This is a genomic window from Brevundimonas sp. 374 (assembly GCF_900102995.1).
Taxonomy (GTDB): Bacteria; Pseudomonadota; Alphaproteobacteria; order Caulobacterales; family Caulobacteraceae; genus Brevundimonas; species Brevundimonas vesicularis_C.
On the sequence record NZ_FNKT01000002.1, the window covers coordinates 392,652 to 407,406 of the forward strand.

Genomic DNA, 14,755 nt, shown 5'->3' on the forward strand with positions numbered 1-14,755 from the left:
TCTCATCGGCCCAACTCCTGCAGCGCCGCGCGGATCACCGCCGACAGCTCCGCCTCTTCGCCCAGACGGATCAACGCCTGATCCACGGCCCGGCGCGCATTGACCTCGGCGACGCCCAGTCCAAGCAGGGCCGACACGGCCTCGCCGGTGATGGACGGAACGGGCGGTGCGATCTCGACGTGCATGCCGGGTGCGACAGGCGCAAAACTGACGTCGCCCAAGGGCTTGCCCTTCAGCTCGGTCACGATCCGCAACGCCAGCTTCGGTCCCACGCCGTTGGCCCGCGCCACCGCCGCCTTGTCCTCGCGCGCCACCGCCGACGCCAGTTCGCCGGGCGGCAGAACGTCCAGCACCGCCAGCGCCGCCTTGGGCCCCACGCCCTGAATGGCCAGCAGGGTCGTGAAGGCCCGCCGCTCGTCGCGCGTCAGAAATCCATACAGGCGCGGCCCCGCATCCTCGCTCCACTGGGAATGGACATGCACCGTCGCCTCGTCGCCCGGCGCCGGCAGCCGCCCCAGCGTCCGCGCCCCGCACGACACGACATAGCCCACGCCCGCGCAGTCGATCAGGCATTCCGCCTCGCCGACCTCGGCCAGCACGCCTCTCAACCGCCCGATCACGCCGCCCCCCGGTGCATCGCTTCCAGCAAGGACCGCTTCCTGAGCTGCGCATGGGTGATCGCGACGGCCAGCGCGTCAGCCGCATCCGCCTTCACGTCGCCCGCGGTCGGCAGCAGCCGTTTGACCATGAAGGCGATCTGGCTCTTGTCCGCATGGCCTGCGCCCACCACCGCCTTCTTGATCAGGTTCGGCGAATATTCCGCCACCGTCAGACCCGCCTTGGCCGGCGCCAGCATCACCGCCGCCCGCGCATGACCCAGCTTCAGCGTCGAGGACGGGTTCACATTGACGAACACCTCTTCCACCGCCGCCTCCTCGCAACCGTGATCGGCGCAGATCGTCCCCAGCGCCTCGAAAAGATGCAGCAGACGCTCGCTGAACGGCGCGGTCTCGGGCGGGGCCACCACCCCGTGCGCCACCCACCTCAGGCGCGCGCCATCCGACACGACGACGCCCCAGCCGGTGCGTCGCAGACCGGGGTCCAGGCCGATGATTCTAACAGGTTCGTTCGCCATCCGTTCCCCTCATGCCGCAAAGAGGGTTATCGGGCAATGAACGGTTTCAGTCGTCGCGCGGGTCCAGGCTGTAAGCGACCACGCCCGGTATGGCGCACAGCTGTTCCGCCAGCTGCTTCAGCTGGCTTTCCTCGGCAGCCTTCAATCGCCAGGTCCGTCGAACGGTCTGTCCATCGATCAGCTCGAACCGGTCGTGTCGCGCGTCCGCATCGATGGCTTTCAGCGCCGCCTCGATCGCCGGCTCCGGCGACGCCTCGCGCCGTTCCCAGCACACTTCGGCGTCGACCACCGTGCGCGCGGGCAAACGCCCGTTGATAAGCCTGAGCCCAATCAGGATCAGCGCCGTGACCACCGTCGCCGCCGTCCCCAGCGCATAAAGGCCTGCCCCGAACAGAATGCCGATCGCCGATGTGATCCACAGCGACGCCGCCGTGGTCAGCCCATGGATCGAAAATCCGGTGCGGAAGATCACGCCTGCGCACAGGAACCCGATCCCCGTCAGCACGCCGTGCGCCATCCGCGTCGGGTCTGTGACGATGTTCTCGTCGGGCAGGGCGCGGAACGCCCAATCGGCCTGCGACATGGCCGCCAGCATCAGCAAGGCCGACGCCAGGCTGACCAGGATGTGCGTTCTCAGGCCCGCCGCCCGGCCCCGCCATTCGCGCTCGAAGCCGATGACCCCGCCCGCGATCACCGCGCCGAGGATCGGCAGGACGGCGCCTTCCAGACTACCCAGATTCATCCGCGCTCAACGACGGGCCGAGCGCGGATGTTCCTTGGACGGACGATGCTGCGACATCGTGGTCGCAGCGCCCGCCTCAGCCGTGCTTTTCGATATAGGTCTCGGGGTCCTTGTTCACCGGCTTGACGCCGGTGATGTACTCGGCCTCGAAGGCGGCGAACTTCACCGCCAGCTCATGGCGCGTCTCGACGTCGGCGTTCATGCGGAAGTCGGTCAGCCCCTGCCGCTCTTCCTCGCCCATGTGTTTGGAGTTGACGACGTTCGCCTCGCCCACCGCGTCGAACCAGGCCTTGGTGCCGACCTTGTGCTTTTCGACCGCCTTGACCGCGTCGCGCAGCTTGTTGTGATCCTCGATGGCGTCTTCGGTCTCGCCCTCGACCGTGCCGTCCTCGGCGTCGTTGGCGCCCTCGCCCTGCTTCAGCAGCTCGGGATAGAAGAACCGTTCCTCGGCCTCGGCGTGCACATCCAGGAACGCCGACAACCGCGACCAGACGGCGCTCAGCGCATCGGTGTCCTTGGGGTCGATCTGTTCGATGATCGCAAACAGCCGACGCTGTTCGGCATGGTCGTCGAGGATCAGCTGGGTGATGTCCATAGGGGGCTCCAGGCGTAACGGTGAAGCCTCGTTACGCCCGGCGCACGACCCGGTTCCGTGCGAACGACTCGCGGTCGTTCGGGATCAGCCCGCGTACTTAGCCGCGTCCTCGTCGGAGATGTCCTCGTTGGAATAGACCGCCGACACGTCGTCCTCGGCGTCCAGCGCGTCCAGCAGCTTGAACAGGGTGCCGACGGCCTCACCGGTCACCGGCACTTCGGACTGCGGCTTCCAGACGATGGCGGTGGACTTGGGATCGCCCAGCACCTTGGACATGGCCTCGGCGACGTCGTTCAGATCCTCGAAGGCGGTCCAGATCGTGTGGCCCGGCGCATCCTCATAGATGTCGGGCTTGACCAGGTCGCTCTCGACGTCCTGGGCGCCGGCCTCGATGGCGGCCTCCATGACGGCGTCTTCCGAACCGGCCTCGGCGGCGTAGGTGATCTTGCCCACCTTGTCCCACATGAAGGCGACCGAGTTCATCTCGCTCAGCGCGCCGCCGTTCTTCTTGAAGGCCGCCCCGATGTTGGACGCCGCGCGATTGCGGTTGTCGGTCAAAGCTTCGACGATGATGCCCACGCCGCCCGGACCCCGGCCCTCGTAGCGGACCTCTTCCATCGTATCGACGTCGCCGCCGGCGGCCTTATTGATCGCGCGCTGGATCACGTCCTTGGGCAGGCTTTCGGCCTTGGCGTTGTTGACCGCCAGGCGCAGGCGCGGGTTCGCCGCCGGATCCGGCAGGCCCGACTTGGCCGCCACGGTGATGTCGCGCGACAGTTTGGAGAACAGCTTGGAGCGCTGCGCATCGGCGCGCCCCTTGCGGTGCATGATGTTCTTGAATTTCGAGTGGCCGGCCATGGGATCGTCTTTGAGCGTTCTGAACCTGAGCCGCGCCTCCTAAACGAAGAGCGGCATCCTGTCACGATACGCCGATCGGGGGCGACAGGGGTGGAACCTGTACCGTTTGGGCGTATTGATCCGGGCAAGACAGACGGAGCGTAAAGCCATGACCGCAGACGACACCATCTATGAAGCCGAAGGCTATATGGACGAGGACCTGCACGAGGCCGACATTGTCGAGTGGTACGAAGCCCGCCCGGTCACCGTCTCCACCGCCGTCGCCACCGGCGCCATCGTCACCGCCTTCACCTTGGGCGCCCTGACCGCCGTCGGCGCCCTGTTCTTGATCGGCCGTTTGGACGACTGAGGCCCTAGACGCTCAGGCGTAAGGCCAGGGCCGCCAGGGCGACGCCCAGGACCGGCAGGGTGAGCACCACGCCCACCTTGAAATAATACCCCCATGCGATCTTCACGCCCTTTCGCGCCAGGACGTGCAGCCACAGCAATGTGGCCAATGAGCCGATGGGCGTCATCTTCGGCCCCAGGTCGCTGCCGATGACATTGGCGTAGATCATCGCCTCCCTCGCCGCGCCCGTCGCGCCCGAGGCGTCGATCGACAAGGCGCCGATCAGGACTGTCGGCATATTGTTGGCGATGGCCGACAGGAAGGCGGTCAGGAACCCGGTTCCGAAGGCCGCGCCCCAGACCCCGCCCTGTGCGAATCCGTCCAGCAGGCCTGCGATCTGGCGTGTCAGACCGGCATTGCCCAGCCCATAGACGACCAGATACATCCCCAGTGAGAAGATCACGACCTGCCACGGCGCCTCGCGCAGCACCTTCGTCGTGCTGATGACCGCACCGCGCCCCGCCACGACCAGCAGGATGACCGCGCCCGTCGCGGCGACGGCGGACACCGGCACCCCTCGCGGCTCCAGCACGAAGAAGCCGACCAGCAGAAACGCCAGGATGATCCAGCCCCACAGGAAGGTCGCGCGGTCCTTGATCGCGCTGGACGGCGCGGCGAGGCGCTCGACGTCATAGCCCTTGGGAATATCGCGCCCGAAGACCATGAACAGCACGATCAGCGTCGCGGCGATGCTCGCCAGGTTCACCGGCGCCATGACCGCCGCATAGCGGTCGAAGCCGATGTCGAAGAAGTCGGCCGAGACGATATTGACCAGGTTGGACACCACCAGCGGCAGGCTGGCCGCATCCGCGATGAAGCCCGCCGCCATCACGAAGGCCAGCGTCGCCTTGGGGCCATAGCCGAGCGCCAACAGCATGGCGATGACGATGGGCGTCAGGATCAGCGCCGCCCCGTCGTTGGCGAAGACCGCCGACACCGCCGCGCCCAGCAGGACGAACAGGACGAACAGCCGGCGCCCATGGCCGCCGCCCCATCGCCCGACATGCAGCGCCGCCCATTCGAAGAAGCCCGCCTCGTCCAGCAACAGGCTGATGATGATGATCGCGACGAAGGTCGCCGTGGCGTTCCAGACGATGTCCCAGACTACGGGGATGTCGGCCAGGGTGACGACGCCCAGCAACAGCGCCGCCGCCGCACCGCCCATCGCGCTCCAGCCGATCTGCAGGCCCTTCGGCTGCCAGATCACCAGGGTGATGGTGACCGCGAAGATCAGAAAGGCGACGATCATGGGCGGCTCCATCTCGGCCGACCGACGACCGCAGAGCCCCCTCTATCTTGCACGACACTACATTTCCAGTATCTTGGAATAATGGAATCCGAACCGGCCATTCTGGCGCTCGCCGCCCTGGCGCAATCCACGCGACTGGACGCCTTCCGGCTGCTGGTCCGCCATGCGCCGGACGGCCTGCCGGCCGGAGCGATCGCCGACCGGCTCGCCGTTCCGACCAATACGATGTCGGCGCATCTGGGTGTGCTGTCGCGCGCCGGACTGATCGCGTCCCAGAGGCGCAGCCGGTCGATCATCTACCGCGCCGATCTGGATCGACTGGGCGAGGTCGTGCTGTTCCTGCTGAAGGACTGCTGCCAGGGCCGCGCCGAGCTTTGCCAACCCCTGCTGGCCGAACTGGCCCCCTGCTGCGACTGAGGCCAATGGACGTCGTCATCTATCACAACCCCGCCTGCGGCACGTCGCGCAACACCCTGGCCCTGATCCGCCACGTCGGGATCGAACCGCATGTGATCGAGTATCTGAAGACCCCGCCCAGCCGCGCGCTGGTGGCCCAACTGGTCGAGCGGATGGGTGGATCGGTGCGCGATATCCTGCGCGAAAAGGGCACGCCCTACGCCGAGCTCGGCCTGGACGACACAAGTCTGTCTGACGACCAACTGCTGGACGCCATCGCGGCCCACCCGATTCTGATGAACCGCCCCATCGTCATCTCCCCCCTGGGTGTGAAGCTGTGCCGCCCCTCAGAGGCGGTGCTGGACCTGCTGCCGGACCATCTCGCCAAGCCCTTCGTCAAGGAAGACGGCCAGGTCATTCTCGACGCCTAGGGGCGGGCGCGAGGTCTATGACGCGCGTTGCCCGTCCAGCCAGTCCAGGCGGCTGAGCTGCAGGCTGATCGCCAGTTCGATGCGGGGACGCTCGATCGGGTCCAGCGACACCACATACTGACGCAAGGCGGCGATTTCCGCCTCCACCGTGCGCCTCAGGGCCGCCATGGCCTCGGCCTTTCGGACAGGCGGCAGACGGTCCCACATGCCTGAGCGCAGGCGGAAGGGGTCCAGACCGACGCTGGCGGCGCGCTCGGCGTCGCAGATCCAGTCTTCCATCACCGCGACTCCCTGCGCCGTCAGGGACAGAAGAACCGTGCCCCGGCCCGAACCCGTCTCGGCCGCGTCGATCACACCACGATCCGTCAATCGTCGAATGGCCGGATAGACGGCGCCCGCGCTGCCCCTCCATTCCAGAGACATCGACTCCTGGAACGCCTTGCGGACCTTGAAGGCTGTCGTGGCGCCGCGATGATGGATTTCCGACAGGATGGCGCCTTCCAGCTCCGTCAGGCTTCCTTGCCGATTGTTCATTTGACCCGATCCGGCTCGATAGTCCTAATCGGACTATCGACGTCCATGGAGGAATGCATGATCCGGTCCTTGTTCAAACGCGCCACGGCGGCGGCCTGCCTGGCCGGAGTCAGCCTATCGGCTGGCCTTGCTGCGGCGCAAGCCGCGCCTGTCTCTCAAGCGCCCATTCAGGCGCCCCCTCTGGCGACCGCCCCCGCGCCGGCGGCCGCTGTGGCCCGCATCCCGCTCTATGTTTCGGACGGCCGGGCGCTTCTGATGATGCGGATCAACGGCGGCCATCCTGCGCCTGTCGTCTTCGACACCGGCACCAACGGCAACCTGATCTACAAGTCTTACGCCGACGACATGGGCATGCCGAACGTGGGCCCGTCGCAGTCCAGGGACGGCAGCACGGGGCTGATGGTGCCCGGCTATACGACCAGCCTGAAGGGCGTGACCCTGGGCGGCTATGCGATCACCGAGGGCCCCGCCACGGTCTTCGAGTTCAGGGACGAGGACGAAGTCGGCATCTTCGGCCCCAACAGCTTCCCCGGAAAACTGGTCGAGATGAACCTGGCGAAAGGCGAACTTCGCATCATGGCGCCCGATGCGCCCCAGCGCCCCGAAGGCCCCGGACACGCCTATTCCGACGACGAACGGCTGCCGGTCGTCGCCCTGGATCTGCCGGGCGCCTCGGTCGAGGCGACCCTGGACACCGGCAACGACAGCGCCTTCCTCCTGCCGCTGTCTCTGGTCAGCCAGATCAAGCTGAAGGGCGAGCCGCGCAAGATCGGCATCGCGACCTCGGCCGCCGGAACCCAGCCGGTGTACGAGGCCCAGGCCGATGGTCCGGTCAAGGTCGGCGGCGTCGTGGTCGACAGCCCCAAGCTGCGCTTCATCGAGGGCGGAACCCCCAATATCGGCCTGCCCATGATGCGCAAGTTCCGGTTCGTCTTCGACCCCACCAACGAACGCACCTGGGTCTTGGCGGGCGACTGACGTTCAGGGCGGTCCGATGCCGTCAGGCGTCGGACCGTTCAGGCGTCTGCGGGACGCGATCCGTCAGCAGCTTCAGGACCTTGGCGGTGATGGCCAGTTCCTCGTCCGTCACGCCCGCCAGCAGTCGGGTGCGATCCTCGCGCGCGACACGATCGGAGGCGTTCAGCGCATCCAGCCCCTTGGGCTCCAGCCGGATCAGGTTTGCCCGTCCATCGCCGCAAAACGGATGACGCGACACCAGACCTTCTTCGATCGACAGCTTGATACGGCGTGACAGCGACGCCTCCGATATCCGCAGGATCGCCGCCAACTCCGCCTGCGTCAGCCCCTTGGGCTTGGACGCCAGAACATACAGGTGCGCGCGCTGGGCCGCCGTATAGCCTCGACCGCGAAACAGCGCATTGGCGCGCGTGATCCATGCCCGGGCCACGAAGGCGATGCGCATGGACACAATCAGCTCCAGGCTGGCGCGGGGATCGTCCCCGGTCGTCGCCACATCCGCGTCCGAGACGTTCAGATAGAAGGCGTCATCAAGATCAGCGGGGTCGGAAGACATCGGAATCTAGGAATTGGACGTGGAACGGCGGAAAACGGCGACAGCCCCTACGCCGCGCGAAGGTTCTCCACCACGCTCCTCAGCCGCGCCGGCAACGGCTTGGGCCGGCGGGTTTCGGCGTCGACATAGACGTGGACGAAATGGCCGATGGCGGCGGGCACGTCGACGCTGCGCTTGAAGACCGCAAAGCCGTAGGTGACGCTGGAGGTGCCGATCGCATCGACCTTGATGCCGACCTCGATCACATCGGGGAACTTCAGCGACGAGGTGTAGCGACAGCCCGAATCCACCACCAGGCCGATGGACTCGTCCAGCGCATTGGCGATCAGCAGGTGGGCGTTCACCGCCGAGTCCACGAACTCGTAGAATTTGGCGTTGTTGATATGGCCATACTGGTCGTTGTCGGCCCAGCGGGTGGAGACCATGTGAAAGGCCTTGTAGGTCGCCCGTTGCGCCAGCGCGCCCTCGTCTCGTTTCGGCATCGTCGTCTCCCTCGGCGACGCGAACCGTCGCTCTCGATACCGACGCTCTAGCTTGGACGACGTTAGGTCAAGCGCCTATCGGTAGGAGTCTGATCACGAACGCGCTGGCCGACAGCGCCCCAGAGGGCCGACCGATATGAGCCTCCAGACCCGCGCCGCCGTCCTGTCCCGCATGGGCGCCGTCCACCCTTACGCCGACAGCCGCCCCCTGTCGGTCGAGACCGTGACGCTGGACCCGCCCGGCCCCGGCGAGGTGCTGGTCGCGATCAAGGCGGCGGGCCTGTGCCACTCGGACCTGTCGGTCATCAACGGCGACCGCCCTCGTCCCCTGCCCATGGCCCTGGGGCACGAGGCGGCGGGCGTGGTCGAGGCGCTGGGGGACGGCGTCACCGATCTCGCCATCGGCGATCACGTCGTCATGGTCTTCATGCCGTCGTGCGGTCATTGCAATCCGTGCGCCGGTGGCCGTCCCGCCCTGTGCGAGCCCGGCGCCGCCGCCAACGGCCGGGGCGAGCTTCTGTCCGGCGCCCGCCGCATTTTCCGCGAGGGCGAGCCGGTCAACCACCACCTCGGCTGCTCCGCCTTCGCCGAACGGGCCGTCGTCTCGCGACGCTCCCTGGTCAAGATCGATCCCGACCTGCCGTTCGAAGAGGCGGCCCTGTTTGGCTGCGCCGTCCTGACCGGCGTCGGCGCCGTGGTGAACACCGCCGGCGTCAAGGCGGGCCAGAGCGTCGTCGTCATCGGCCTGGGCGGCGTGGGCTTGGCCAGCGTGCTGGGCGCCCTGGCCTCGGGCGCCAGCCCCGTTGTCGCCGTCGACCTGTCCGAGGACAAGCTCGCCCTGGCTCGCACCCTCGGCGCGGTCGAAACCGTCAACGCCGCCGACCCCGATGCGGTCGATCAGGTCCGCGCCCTGACGAACGGCGGCGCCGACTTCGCCTTCGAGATGGCCGGCGCGGTCCGGGCGCTGGAGGCGGCGTGGAAGATGACCAAACGCGGCGGAACCACAGTCACTGCCGGCCTGCCGCCGCCCGATGCGGCCCTTGCCGTCAATGTCGTCTCCCTCGTCGGCGAAGAGCGCACTCTGAAAGGCTCCTACATCGGAACCTGCGTCCCCAGCCGCGACATCCCCCGCTATGTCGCCCTGTATCGCCAGGGCGGCCTGCCGGTGGATCGCCTGATGAGCGGCGTCATTCCCCTGGACGACATCAACACCGGCTTCGACCGCCTCCACGCCGGCGAGGTCGTGCGGCTGATCGTCAGACCCTGACGACACTGTAATCCCGCCGCCCGCTTTCGGCCGCAAATCCGCAGACCAATGCCCCCTCAAGCTTCAGCGGAGATCTCCCATGCGCCCGTCTCGCCTGTCCTGCGCCGCCGCGATGTCGGCCGTCGCCCTGGCCTTCGCCGTTCCGGCCTGGGCTCAAGAGACTCCGCCTCAAAACAACGCCGAGATGGCCGCCATCTTCGCCGCCGATCAGGCGGTAAGACAAAACCTGACCCCGGACTTCTTCAAAGACCGCGCCCGCGTCGCAGAAATGCTCGCCGCCGACGCCGAACGCCGTGTCCAGACCCGCGCCCTGCTCGACACCGGCGCGCTCCAGACCGGCGAGGACTACCGGGCCGCCGCCTTCGTCTTCCAGCACGGCTCTACGCCCGCGGATTATCTGCTGGCCCATAGCCTGGCCGTCGCCGCCGTCGCCAAGGGCTCGCCCGAAGGCGCCTGGATCGCCGCCGCGACGCTGGATCGCTATCTGCAGATGACCGAAAAGCCGCAGATCTACGGCACCCAGACCCGCAAGATCCGCGACGCCCCGGCCACACTCGATCCCTACGATCGCGCCCTGATCCCCGACAGCCTGCGCGCCGTCTTCGGCGTCCCGCCCCAGTCGGAACAGGACGCCCGTCTGGCGGCCGTCAACGCCGCGGCGGAGGCCGCGGCGTCCCAGCCCTGATTGCTCAGTTCGCCGCCGGCTTCGGCGGGGCGTTCTTCACATACTGGTCCAGCCAACGGGTCATCTCCCACAACGTGTGGCCCACCGATTCCCGCGCGCGGTATCCATGCGCCTCCAGCGGCAGGGTGACGTAACGCGCCGTCGCCCCCAGTCCCTTCAGCGCCGCATAGAAGCGCTCGGACTGCACCGGGAAGGTGCCCGAGTTGTCGTCCGCCTCGCCGTGGATCAGCAGGATCGGCTCGTTCAGCTTGTTCGCATAGGTGAAGGGCGACATCTCGGTATAGACCTCGGTCGCCTCCCAGTAGTTGCGCTGCTCGGACTGGAAGCCGAACGGCGTCAGGGTGCGGTTATAGGCCCCCGACCGCGCGATCCCGGTGCGGAACAGATCGCTGTGCGCCAGCAGGTTCGCCGTCATGAAGGCGCCGTAGCTGTGCCCCCCGACGGCGATCCGGTCGCGGTCCGCCACACCCATCCGCACCACCGCATCCACCGCCGCCTGGGCGTCCGCCGTCAGTTGCTGGACATAGGTGTCGTTCGGCTCGGCCCCATCCTTGCCGATGATGGGCATGGAGGGATTGTCGAAGATGGCGTAGCCTTGCGTCAGCAGGAACAGATGGCTGGACCCGCCGGGCCGTACGAACCGGTTCTGCACGTCCACCGTCTGGCCCGCCACCGCCGCATCGGTGAACTCGGCGGGATAGGCCCACATCAGCATCGGCAGCGGCCCGTCGCGGTCCTTGTCGTAACCGGCCGGCAGATACAGCGTCCCCGACAGCTTGACCCCGTCGGCCCGCTCATAGGTCACCAGTTGCCGCGTCGCCTCGGCCAGCTGCGGCGCCGGATCGGGGAAGTTGGTCAGCCGCGTCGTCTGGCCCGTCGTCAGATCGCGGATCTGCAGATTGGGCGGATCCAGCCGCGTCTCGCGCTGCGTCACCACCTGCTTGCCGTCCGCATCCAGGAAGCCGACCACATATTCGTAGTCCGTGTTGGCCGAGGTCCACAGCCGCTCGCTGCGTCCCGTCGCCGGGTCCATCGCGGCCAGGAACGGGAACTCGCCCTGCGGCGTCGCCCCGGCGCCCGACATCAGGATGCGCCCCTGCGGATCGAAGCGGATCACCGACCGCCCTTGAGCATTCGGCTGGGTCACCGGCTGGCCCGGATTGTCGTAGCGCGCCTGATAGTTCCGCTCCAGCAGCACCCGGCCCTCGCCAGGCTTCGACGGATCGACGACGAACCGCGTCTCATGCCGGGTGTTGAACCAGCGGCTGTTGACGATGGCCAGATCGTCCTTGCCCCACACGATCCCGCCGAACCGTTCCTTCAGATCGATCAGCTTGACGGGCTCGGCCGTGAACGGCGCGGCCTGCATGAAGACGCGGTCCCGGAACTCGGCCTCTCGCCGGATGTCGCCGCCGTCCAGCGCCTCGACCCAGGTCAGGGTCGCCGGCGCATCGGCGCGCCAGCCGACCGCGCGCGGCCCCGGCGCCACCGCGTCGAAGGCGGTCGGCACATCGTCCCTCAGCGGCAGGTCGGCGACCGTGCGCACCACGCGACCGTTCAGATCCGTCACCACGATCTCGGTCGGGAACAGGTCGTCCGGCACCGCATAGGAATAGGGCCGCTTGGCGATCTCATGCAGGATGTATTGGCCGTCCGGCGACACCGACGCGTCCAGATGGACCGCCGGCGCCCCGATCGTCCGTGCACGGCCGTTCAGCGGGACCAGCGTCAGCTGGCTGGTAAAATAATGGTCGAACAGGGCCTCGTCGCCGGGGTTCGACAACAGGTCCTGATAGGTCCGAACCGGCGCGACCCGCCCGGCCGTCTCCTCGATGTTCGGCCCCGTGGGCGCCGCCGTCACGTCCGGCGCCGGACCGCGTCCCGCCGGCACCGCCTCGACCAGCAGGCCCGAACTGTCGGGCAGCCACTCATAACCCGTCCCGCCCGTCATATTGACCACCGGATCGGTCAGCTTCTTCGCCCGCGCCGAGGCCACGTCCACCACCCACAGCTCCAGCCCCGTCGGCCGGTCCAGCACGAAGGCCAGCGACTTGGCGTCCGGCGAGAACCGCGGCGCCGTGAACCGCGCGCCGTCGGGCAGGGCCACGACGCGAGGTCGCCCCCCGTCCACCGCCTGCAGGCTCAGACCCGTCAGCCACGCCACCCGGCTTTCGGCCGCGCCATTGTTCCTCGGATTGATCCGCGTCCCCGCCAGCCGCAGCATCGGCTCGGCCAGGGCCTTGATGCTGGGCAGGTTGGACCGATCCATCAGCACCAGCGTCCGCCGGTCCGGGCTCAGCATCGACGACGGCGTCGGCTTGGCGTCCAGGATGTCGGCGATCGGCGCCGGCGGCTGCTGATAGACCATCGGCCCCGCAGCCGGCGCCGCGTTCTGGACCCCCGCGTTCTGGGCCAACGCCCCACCCGCCACGCCGCTCAGCAGCACCGCCGCCAGAACCAGCCCAAACCCACGTCCACGCATCATCATCGTCTGAAGTCCCCACAAATCCCGAACCCCAGACCTACCCCCGCCCGCACGCCGACGCCAACCCGTTTTGGCGTTACAGTGTCACATGGCCGCCGATCTCTCTTCTTCCGCTCATCCCCGCTTTCGCGGGATTGCGCAGAGGGCTGACGACTTTAGAGGGCCAGCAACCGCTCGACCTCATCCCGCTCCGGCGCGGACGGTTGCGCCCCTGCCCGCGTGGCCGCGAAGGCTCCGGCGGCGCAGGCGAAGCGCAGCGCCTCGGCCGGGTCCATGCCTTCCAGCAAAGCGACAGTAATGGCGGCGACGAAGGCGTCGCCTGCGCCCGTCGCATCGACCGCCTCGACGGCCGGCGGGCTCGCCCAGGCCATTTCGACGCCGCGCTGATACATGGCCGCGCCTCGGGCGCCCTTGGTGACGACCACCCGTCCCCCGCCCCGGTGCAGGCCGTCGCCATAGAAGGCCGCCTCGGTCTCGTTGACGACGATCAGGTCGGCGCGGCGCAGCAGCAGTTCCGACACCGGCGCGGCGGGCGCCAGATTGGCGCAGACGAAGCCCGTCGCCCGGCCCACCGCCGCCTCCACCGTCTCGATCGGCAGCTCCAGCTGCACGATCAGCGCGCCCTCGATCCGCTGGGGCAGCTGTTCAGGCGTGACCATGTGGTTGGCGCCGGCCGCGACCACGATCTGGTTCTCGCCGGTCGGATCGACGGCGATCAGGGCGACGCCCGTCGGGGCCGCCACATCCACCTCCACCCCGGCCAGATCGACGCCCAGGTCCTCCATCAGGGCCAGGGCCTCGCCGGCCATGGCGTCGTTGCCGACCCGCCCGATCAGGCTGGCCTCGGCCCCCAGTTTCTCGGCCGCCAGCGCCTGATTGGCGCCCTTGCCGCCGGGATGGCGCGCCAGGGTCGCCCCGGTCACCGTCTCGCCCGGCGCCGGCAGTTGGGGCGCAGTGGCCACCAGATCCAGGTTGATCGAACCGACGACGGTGATCCTCATGCGCCGGCCTCCAGCGCCTCAGCCTTCAGAGCCTGAGCCTCCAGCTTGGCGACGATCAGGTCGAACACCCCTTGCGCGTCCGCCGCGACCGCCCAGCGATGCCGCGCCGTCGTCGGATCGATCCGGAACTCCACCGCCGTATGCCCGCGCGTCAGGTCCGAACCCGTCTCCACCTCGATCCGGCAGGGCTTGGTTTCGAACAGGTCGGGCTTGATCAGCCAGGCGATGGGACAAGGGTCATGCAAGGGGGCTGCATCCCAACCCACGATTTCGCGCTCCACCCGCTGCGAGAACCGCAGCGTCGACGCCGCCGCCCGCGCGGCCTCGCTGTCGATGGCCTCTATCGCCGCGATCCGGTCCTCGGTCGCGCGCACCTGATGGGTCGCGTCCAGGCCGAAGGCGACGACCTGACAGCCCGATCCGAACACCACCGCCGCCGCATCCGGATCGGCCCAGATGTTGAACTCGGCCGATGCGGTGACATTGCCGCCTTCCGACCGCGCCCCGCCCATGACGACCACCGGCCCCAGCCGTTCGGCCAGCCGCCGATCACGCCGCATCGCCAGCGCCAGATTGGTCATCGGCCCCAGGACGGCGATGGCGACCGAGCCTTCGGGCCGGCTCATCACCAGATCGACGATGGCGTTGGCCGCCGGCCCGTCGCCGACGATCCCCGTCGGTTCGAACGGCTCCAGATCGCCCAGACCCTCCACGCCGTGAAACTCGCCCGCCCCCGCCGGCGGACGTTTCAGCGGCCGCTCCGCCCCGCCGAACACCGGCACCTCCTCGCGCCCGGCGATCTGACGGATAATCCGCGCATTGCGCTGGGTCTTGGCTCCGGGGACATTGCCACCGACCGTGGTGACGGCCAGCAGCTCCAGCTCGGGCGCGGCGAAGGCCAGAAACAGCGCCACGGCGTCGTCCACGCCGGGGTCGCAATCGATGATCAGGGACTGAATAGACACCGCCCATG

Annotated in this window: 18 protein-coding genes; 6 read left to right on the forward strand and 12 right to left on the reverse strand. The window is 68.1% G+C overall.

Annotation, left to right across the window (positions count from 1 at the left end; all coding sequences use genetic code 11):
* Window positions 1-2: 2 nt before the first annotated feature.
* The 5 genes from ruvA to BLR19_RS09400 all read right to left on the reverse strand — a co-directional run bounded on the left by ruvA (window position 3) and on the right by BLR19_RS09400 (window position 3,330).
* Window positions 3-620 (reverse strand): Holliday junction branch migration protein RuvA, encoded by a 618-nt coding sequence (ruvA, locus tag BLR19_RS09380; RefSeq protein WP_055753941.1) that lies wholly within the window; start codon window positions 618-620, stop codon window positions 3-5.
* Window positions 617-1,135: a crossover junction endodeoxyribonuclease RuvC gene (gene ruvC, locus BLR19_RS09385; protein ID WP_055753940.1), complete on the reverse strand. Its 519-nt coding sequence runs from the start codon at window positions 1,133-1,135 to the stop codon at window positions 617-619. The genes ruvA and ruvC overlap by 4 nt, the downstream gene beginning before the upstream one ends.
* A gap of 46 nt (window positions 1,136-1,181) precedes the next feature.
* Complete coding sequence (locus tag BLR19_RS09390) at window positions 1,182-1,877, reverse strand: MgtC/SapB family protein (protein ID WP_091750004.1); 696 nt, start codon at window positions 1,875-1,877, stop codon at window positions 1,182-1,184.
* 76 nt (window positions 1,878-1,953) lie between these two features.
* Window positions 1,954-2,472: a hemerythrin domain-containing protein gene (locus BLR19_RS09395; protein ID WP_055753938.1), complete on the reverse strand. Its 519-nt coding sequence runs from the start codon at window positions 2,470-2,472 to the stop codon at window positions 1,954-1,956.
* Window positions 2,473-2,556: 84 nt separating this feature from the next.
* Window positions 2,557-3,330, reverse strand: a complete 774-nt coding sequence (locus BLR19_RS09400; RefSeq protein ID WP_055753937.1) for a YebC/PmpR family DNA-binding transcriptional regulator — start codon at window positions 3,328-3,330, stop codon at window positions 2,557-2,559.
* Between the two features lie 148 nt (window positions 3,331-3,478).
* Here BLR19_RS09400 and BLR19_RS09405 point away from each other — a divergent pair, with 148 nt between their 5' ends.
* Window positions 3,479-3,679, forward strand: a complete 201-nt coding sequence (locus BLR19_RS09405) for a hypothetical protein (protein ID WP_055753936.1) — start codon at window positions 3,479-3,481, stop codon at window positions 3,677-3,679.
* A 4-nt stretch (window positions 3,680-3,683) separates the two neighbouring features.
* On the opposite strand, the gene BLR19_RS09410 is transcribed toward BLR19_RS09405, so the two are convergent.
* Entirely contained in the window at window positions 3,684-4,967 is a 1,284-nt protein-coding gene (locus BLR19_RS09410) for an arsenic transporter (protein WP_091750462.1), read from the reverse strand.
* Window positions 4,968-5,048: 81 nt separating this feature from the next.
* Here BLR19_RS09410 and BLR19_RS09415 point away from each other — a divergent pair, with 81 nt between their 5' ends.
* The gene (locus BLR19_RS09415; protein ID WP_091750007.1) at window positions 5,049-5,384 is read left to right on the forward strand and encodes an ArsR/SmtB family transcription factor; all 336 of its coding nucleotides are present in this window, start codon (window positions 5,049-5,051) and stop codon (window positions 5,382-5,384) included.
* Between the two features lie 5 nt (window positions 5,385-5,389).
* Window positions 5,390-5,794, forward strand: a complete 405-nt coding sequence (gene arsC, locus BLR19_RS09420) for an arsenate reductase (glutaredoxin) (protein ID WP_091750010.1) — start codon at window positions 5,390-5,392, stop codon at window positions 5,792-5,794.
* Window positions 5,795-5,809: 15 nt separating this feature from the next.
* Here arsC and BLR19_RS09425 read toward each other — a convergent pair whose 3' ends face one another.
* The gene (locus tag BLR19_RS09425) at window positions 5,810-6,328 is read right to left on the reverse strand and encodes a PadR family transcriptional regulator (RefSeq protein ID WP_091750013.1); all 519 of its coding nucleotides are present in this window, start codon (window positions 6,326-6,328) and stop codon (window positions 5,810-5,812) included.
* 57 nt (window positions 6,329-6,385) lie between these two features.
* On the opposite strand from BLR19_RS09425, the gene BLR19_RS09430 reads away from it, so the two are divergent.
* Window positions 6,386-7,306 carry a retropepsin-like aspartic protease gene (locus BLR19_RS09430; protein ID WP_176758320.1) on the forward strand — a complete coding sequence of 307 codons (921 nt, stop codon included), beginning with the start codon at window positions 6,386-6,388 and terminating at the stop codon, window positions 7,304-7,306.
* Window positions 7,307-7,328: 22 nt separating this feature from the next.
* Here BLR19_RS09430 and BLR19_RS09435 read toward each other — a convergent pair whose 3' ends face one another.
* Together BLR19_RS09435 and BLR19_RS09440 are read right to left on the reverse strand one after the other, a co-directional pair.
* The gene (locus BLR19_RS09435; protein ID WP_091750019.1) at window positions 7,329-7,862 is read right to left on the reverse strand and encodes a MarR family winged helix-turn-helix transcriptional regulator; all 534 of its coding nucleotides are present in this window, start codon (window positions 7,860-7,862) and stop codon (window positions 7,329-7,331) included.
* A gap of 47 nt (window positions 7,863-7,909) precedes the next feature.
* Window positions 7,910-8,344 (reverse strand): acyl-CoA thioesterase, encoded by a 435-nt coding sequence (locus tag BLR19_RS09440; protein WP_091750023.1) that lies wholly within the window; start codon window positions 8,342-8,344, stop codon window positions 7,910-7,912.
* Window positions 8,345-8,480: 136 nt separating this feature from the next.
* Here BLR19_RS09440 and BLR19_RS09445 point away from each other — a divergent pair, with 136 nt between their 5' ends.
* Together BLR19_RS09445 and BLR19_RS09450 are read left to right on the forward strand one after the other, a co-directional pair.
* Entirely contained in the window at window positions 8,481-9,611 is a 1,131-nt protein-coding gene (locus tag BLR19_RS09445) for a zinc-dependent alcohol dehydrogenase family protein (protein WP_091750025.1), read from the forward strand.
* A gap of 79 nt (window positions 9,612-9,690) precedes the next feature.
* A complete protein-coding gene (locus BLR19_RS09450) occupies window positions 9,691-10,296 on the forward strand; it encodes a DUF6624 domain-containing protein (RefSeq protein ID WP_091750028.1) in 606 nt (201 codons plus the stop codon).
* Between the two features lie 4 nt (window positions 10,297-10,300).
* Here BLR19_RS09450 and BLR19_RS09455 read toward each other — a convergent pair whose 3' ends face one another.
* The 3 genes from BLR19_RS09455 to BLR19_RS09465 form a co-directional block, all read right to left on the reverse strand.
* Window positions 10,301-12,784 (reverse strand): S9 family peptidase, encoded by a 2,484-nt coding sequence (locus BLR19_RS09455; RefSeq protein WP_176758321.1) that lies wholly within the window; start codon window positions 12,782-12,784, stop codon window positions 10,301-10,303.
* A 152-nt stretch (window positions 12,785-12,936) separates the two neighbouring features.
* Entirely contained in the window at window positions 12,937-13,782 is an 846-nt protein-coding gene (locus BLR19_RS09460; RefSeq protein WP_091750031.1) for a ribokinase, read from the reverse strand.
* The gene (locus BLR19_RS09465) at window positions 13,779-14,747 is read right to left on the reverse strand and encodes a nucleoside hydrolase (RefSeq protein ID WP_091750034.1); all 969 of its coding nucleotides are present in this window, start codon (window positions 14,745-14,747) and stop codon (window positions 13,779-13,781) included. Before BLR19_RS09465 ends, BLR19_RS09460 begins: the two co-directional genes overlap by 4 nt.
* Window positions 14,748-14,755 lie beyond the last annotated feature (8 nt).

Coding starts and splice junctions, on each gene's coding strand:
- ruvC (WP_055753940.1), bottom strand. CDS start 1,135: ATGGCGAACGAACCTGTTAGAATCATCGGCCTGGACCCCGGTCTGCGA.
- BLR19_RS09390 (WP_091750004.1), bottom strand. CDS start 1,877: ATGAATCTGGGTAGTCTGGAAGGCGCCGTCCTGCCGATCCTCGGCGCG.
- BLR19_RS09395 (WP_055753938.1), bottom strand. CDS start 2,472: ATGGACATCACCCAGCTGATCCTCGACGACCATGCCGAACAGCGTCGG.
- BLR19_RS09400 (WP_055753937.1), bottom strand. CDS start 3,330: ATGGCCGGCCACTCGAAATTCAAGAACATCATGCACCGCAAGGGGCGC.
- BLR19_RS09405 (WP_055753936.1), top strand. CDS start 3,479: ATGACCGCAGACGACACCATCTATGAAGCCGAAGGCTATATGGACGAG.
- BLR19_RS09410 (WP_091750462.1), bottom strand. CDS start 4,967: ATGATCGTCGCCTTTCTGATCTTCGCGGTCACCATCACCCTGGTGATC.
- BLR19_RS09415 (WP_091750007.1), top strand. CDS start 5,049: ATGGAATCCGAACCGGCCATTCTGGCGCTCGCCGCCCTGGCGCAATCC.
- arsC (WP_091750010.1), top strand. CDS start 5,390: ATGGACGTCGTCATCTATCACAACCCCGCCTGCGGCACGTCGCGCAAC.
- BLR19_RS09425 (WP_091750013.1), bottom strand. CDS start 6,328: ATGAACAATCGGCAAGGAAGCCTGACGGAGCTGGAAGGCGCCATCCTG.
- BLR19_RS09430 (WP_176758320.1), top strand. CDS start 6,386: ATGATCCGGTCCTTGTTCAAACGCGCCACGGCGGCGGCCTGCCTGGCC.
- BLR19_RS09435 (WP_091750019.1), bottom strand. CDS start 7,862: ATGTCTTCCGACCCCGCTGATCTTGATGACGCCTTCTATCTGAACGTC.
- BLR19_RS09440 (WP_091750023.1), bottom strand. CDS start 8,344: ATGCCGAAACGAGACGAGGGCGCGCTGGCGCAACGGGCGACCTACAAG.
- BLR19_RS09445 (WP_091750025.1), top strand. CDS start 8,481: ATGAGCCTCCAGACCCGCGCCGCCGTCCTGTCCCGCATGGGCGCCGTC.
- BLR19_RS09450 (WP_091750028.1), top strand. CDS start 9,691: ATGCGCCCGTCTCGCCTGTCCTGCGCCGCCGCGATGTCGGCCGTCGCC.
- BLR19_RS09455 (WP_176758321.1), bottom strand. CDS start 12,784: ATGATGATGCGTGGACGTGGGTTTGGGCTGGTTCTGGCGGCGGTGCTG.
- BLR19_RS09460 (WP_091750031.1), bottom strand. CDS start 13,782: ATGAGGATCACCGTCGTCGGTTCGATCAACCTGGATCTGGTGGCCACT.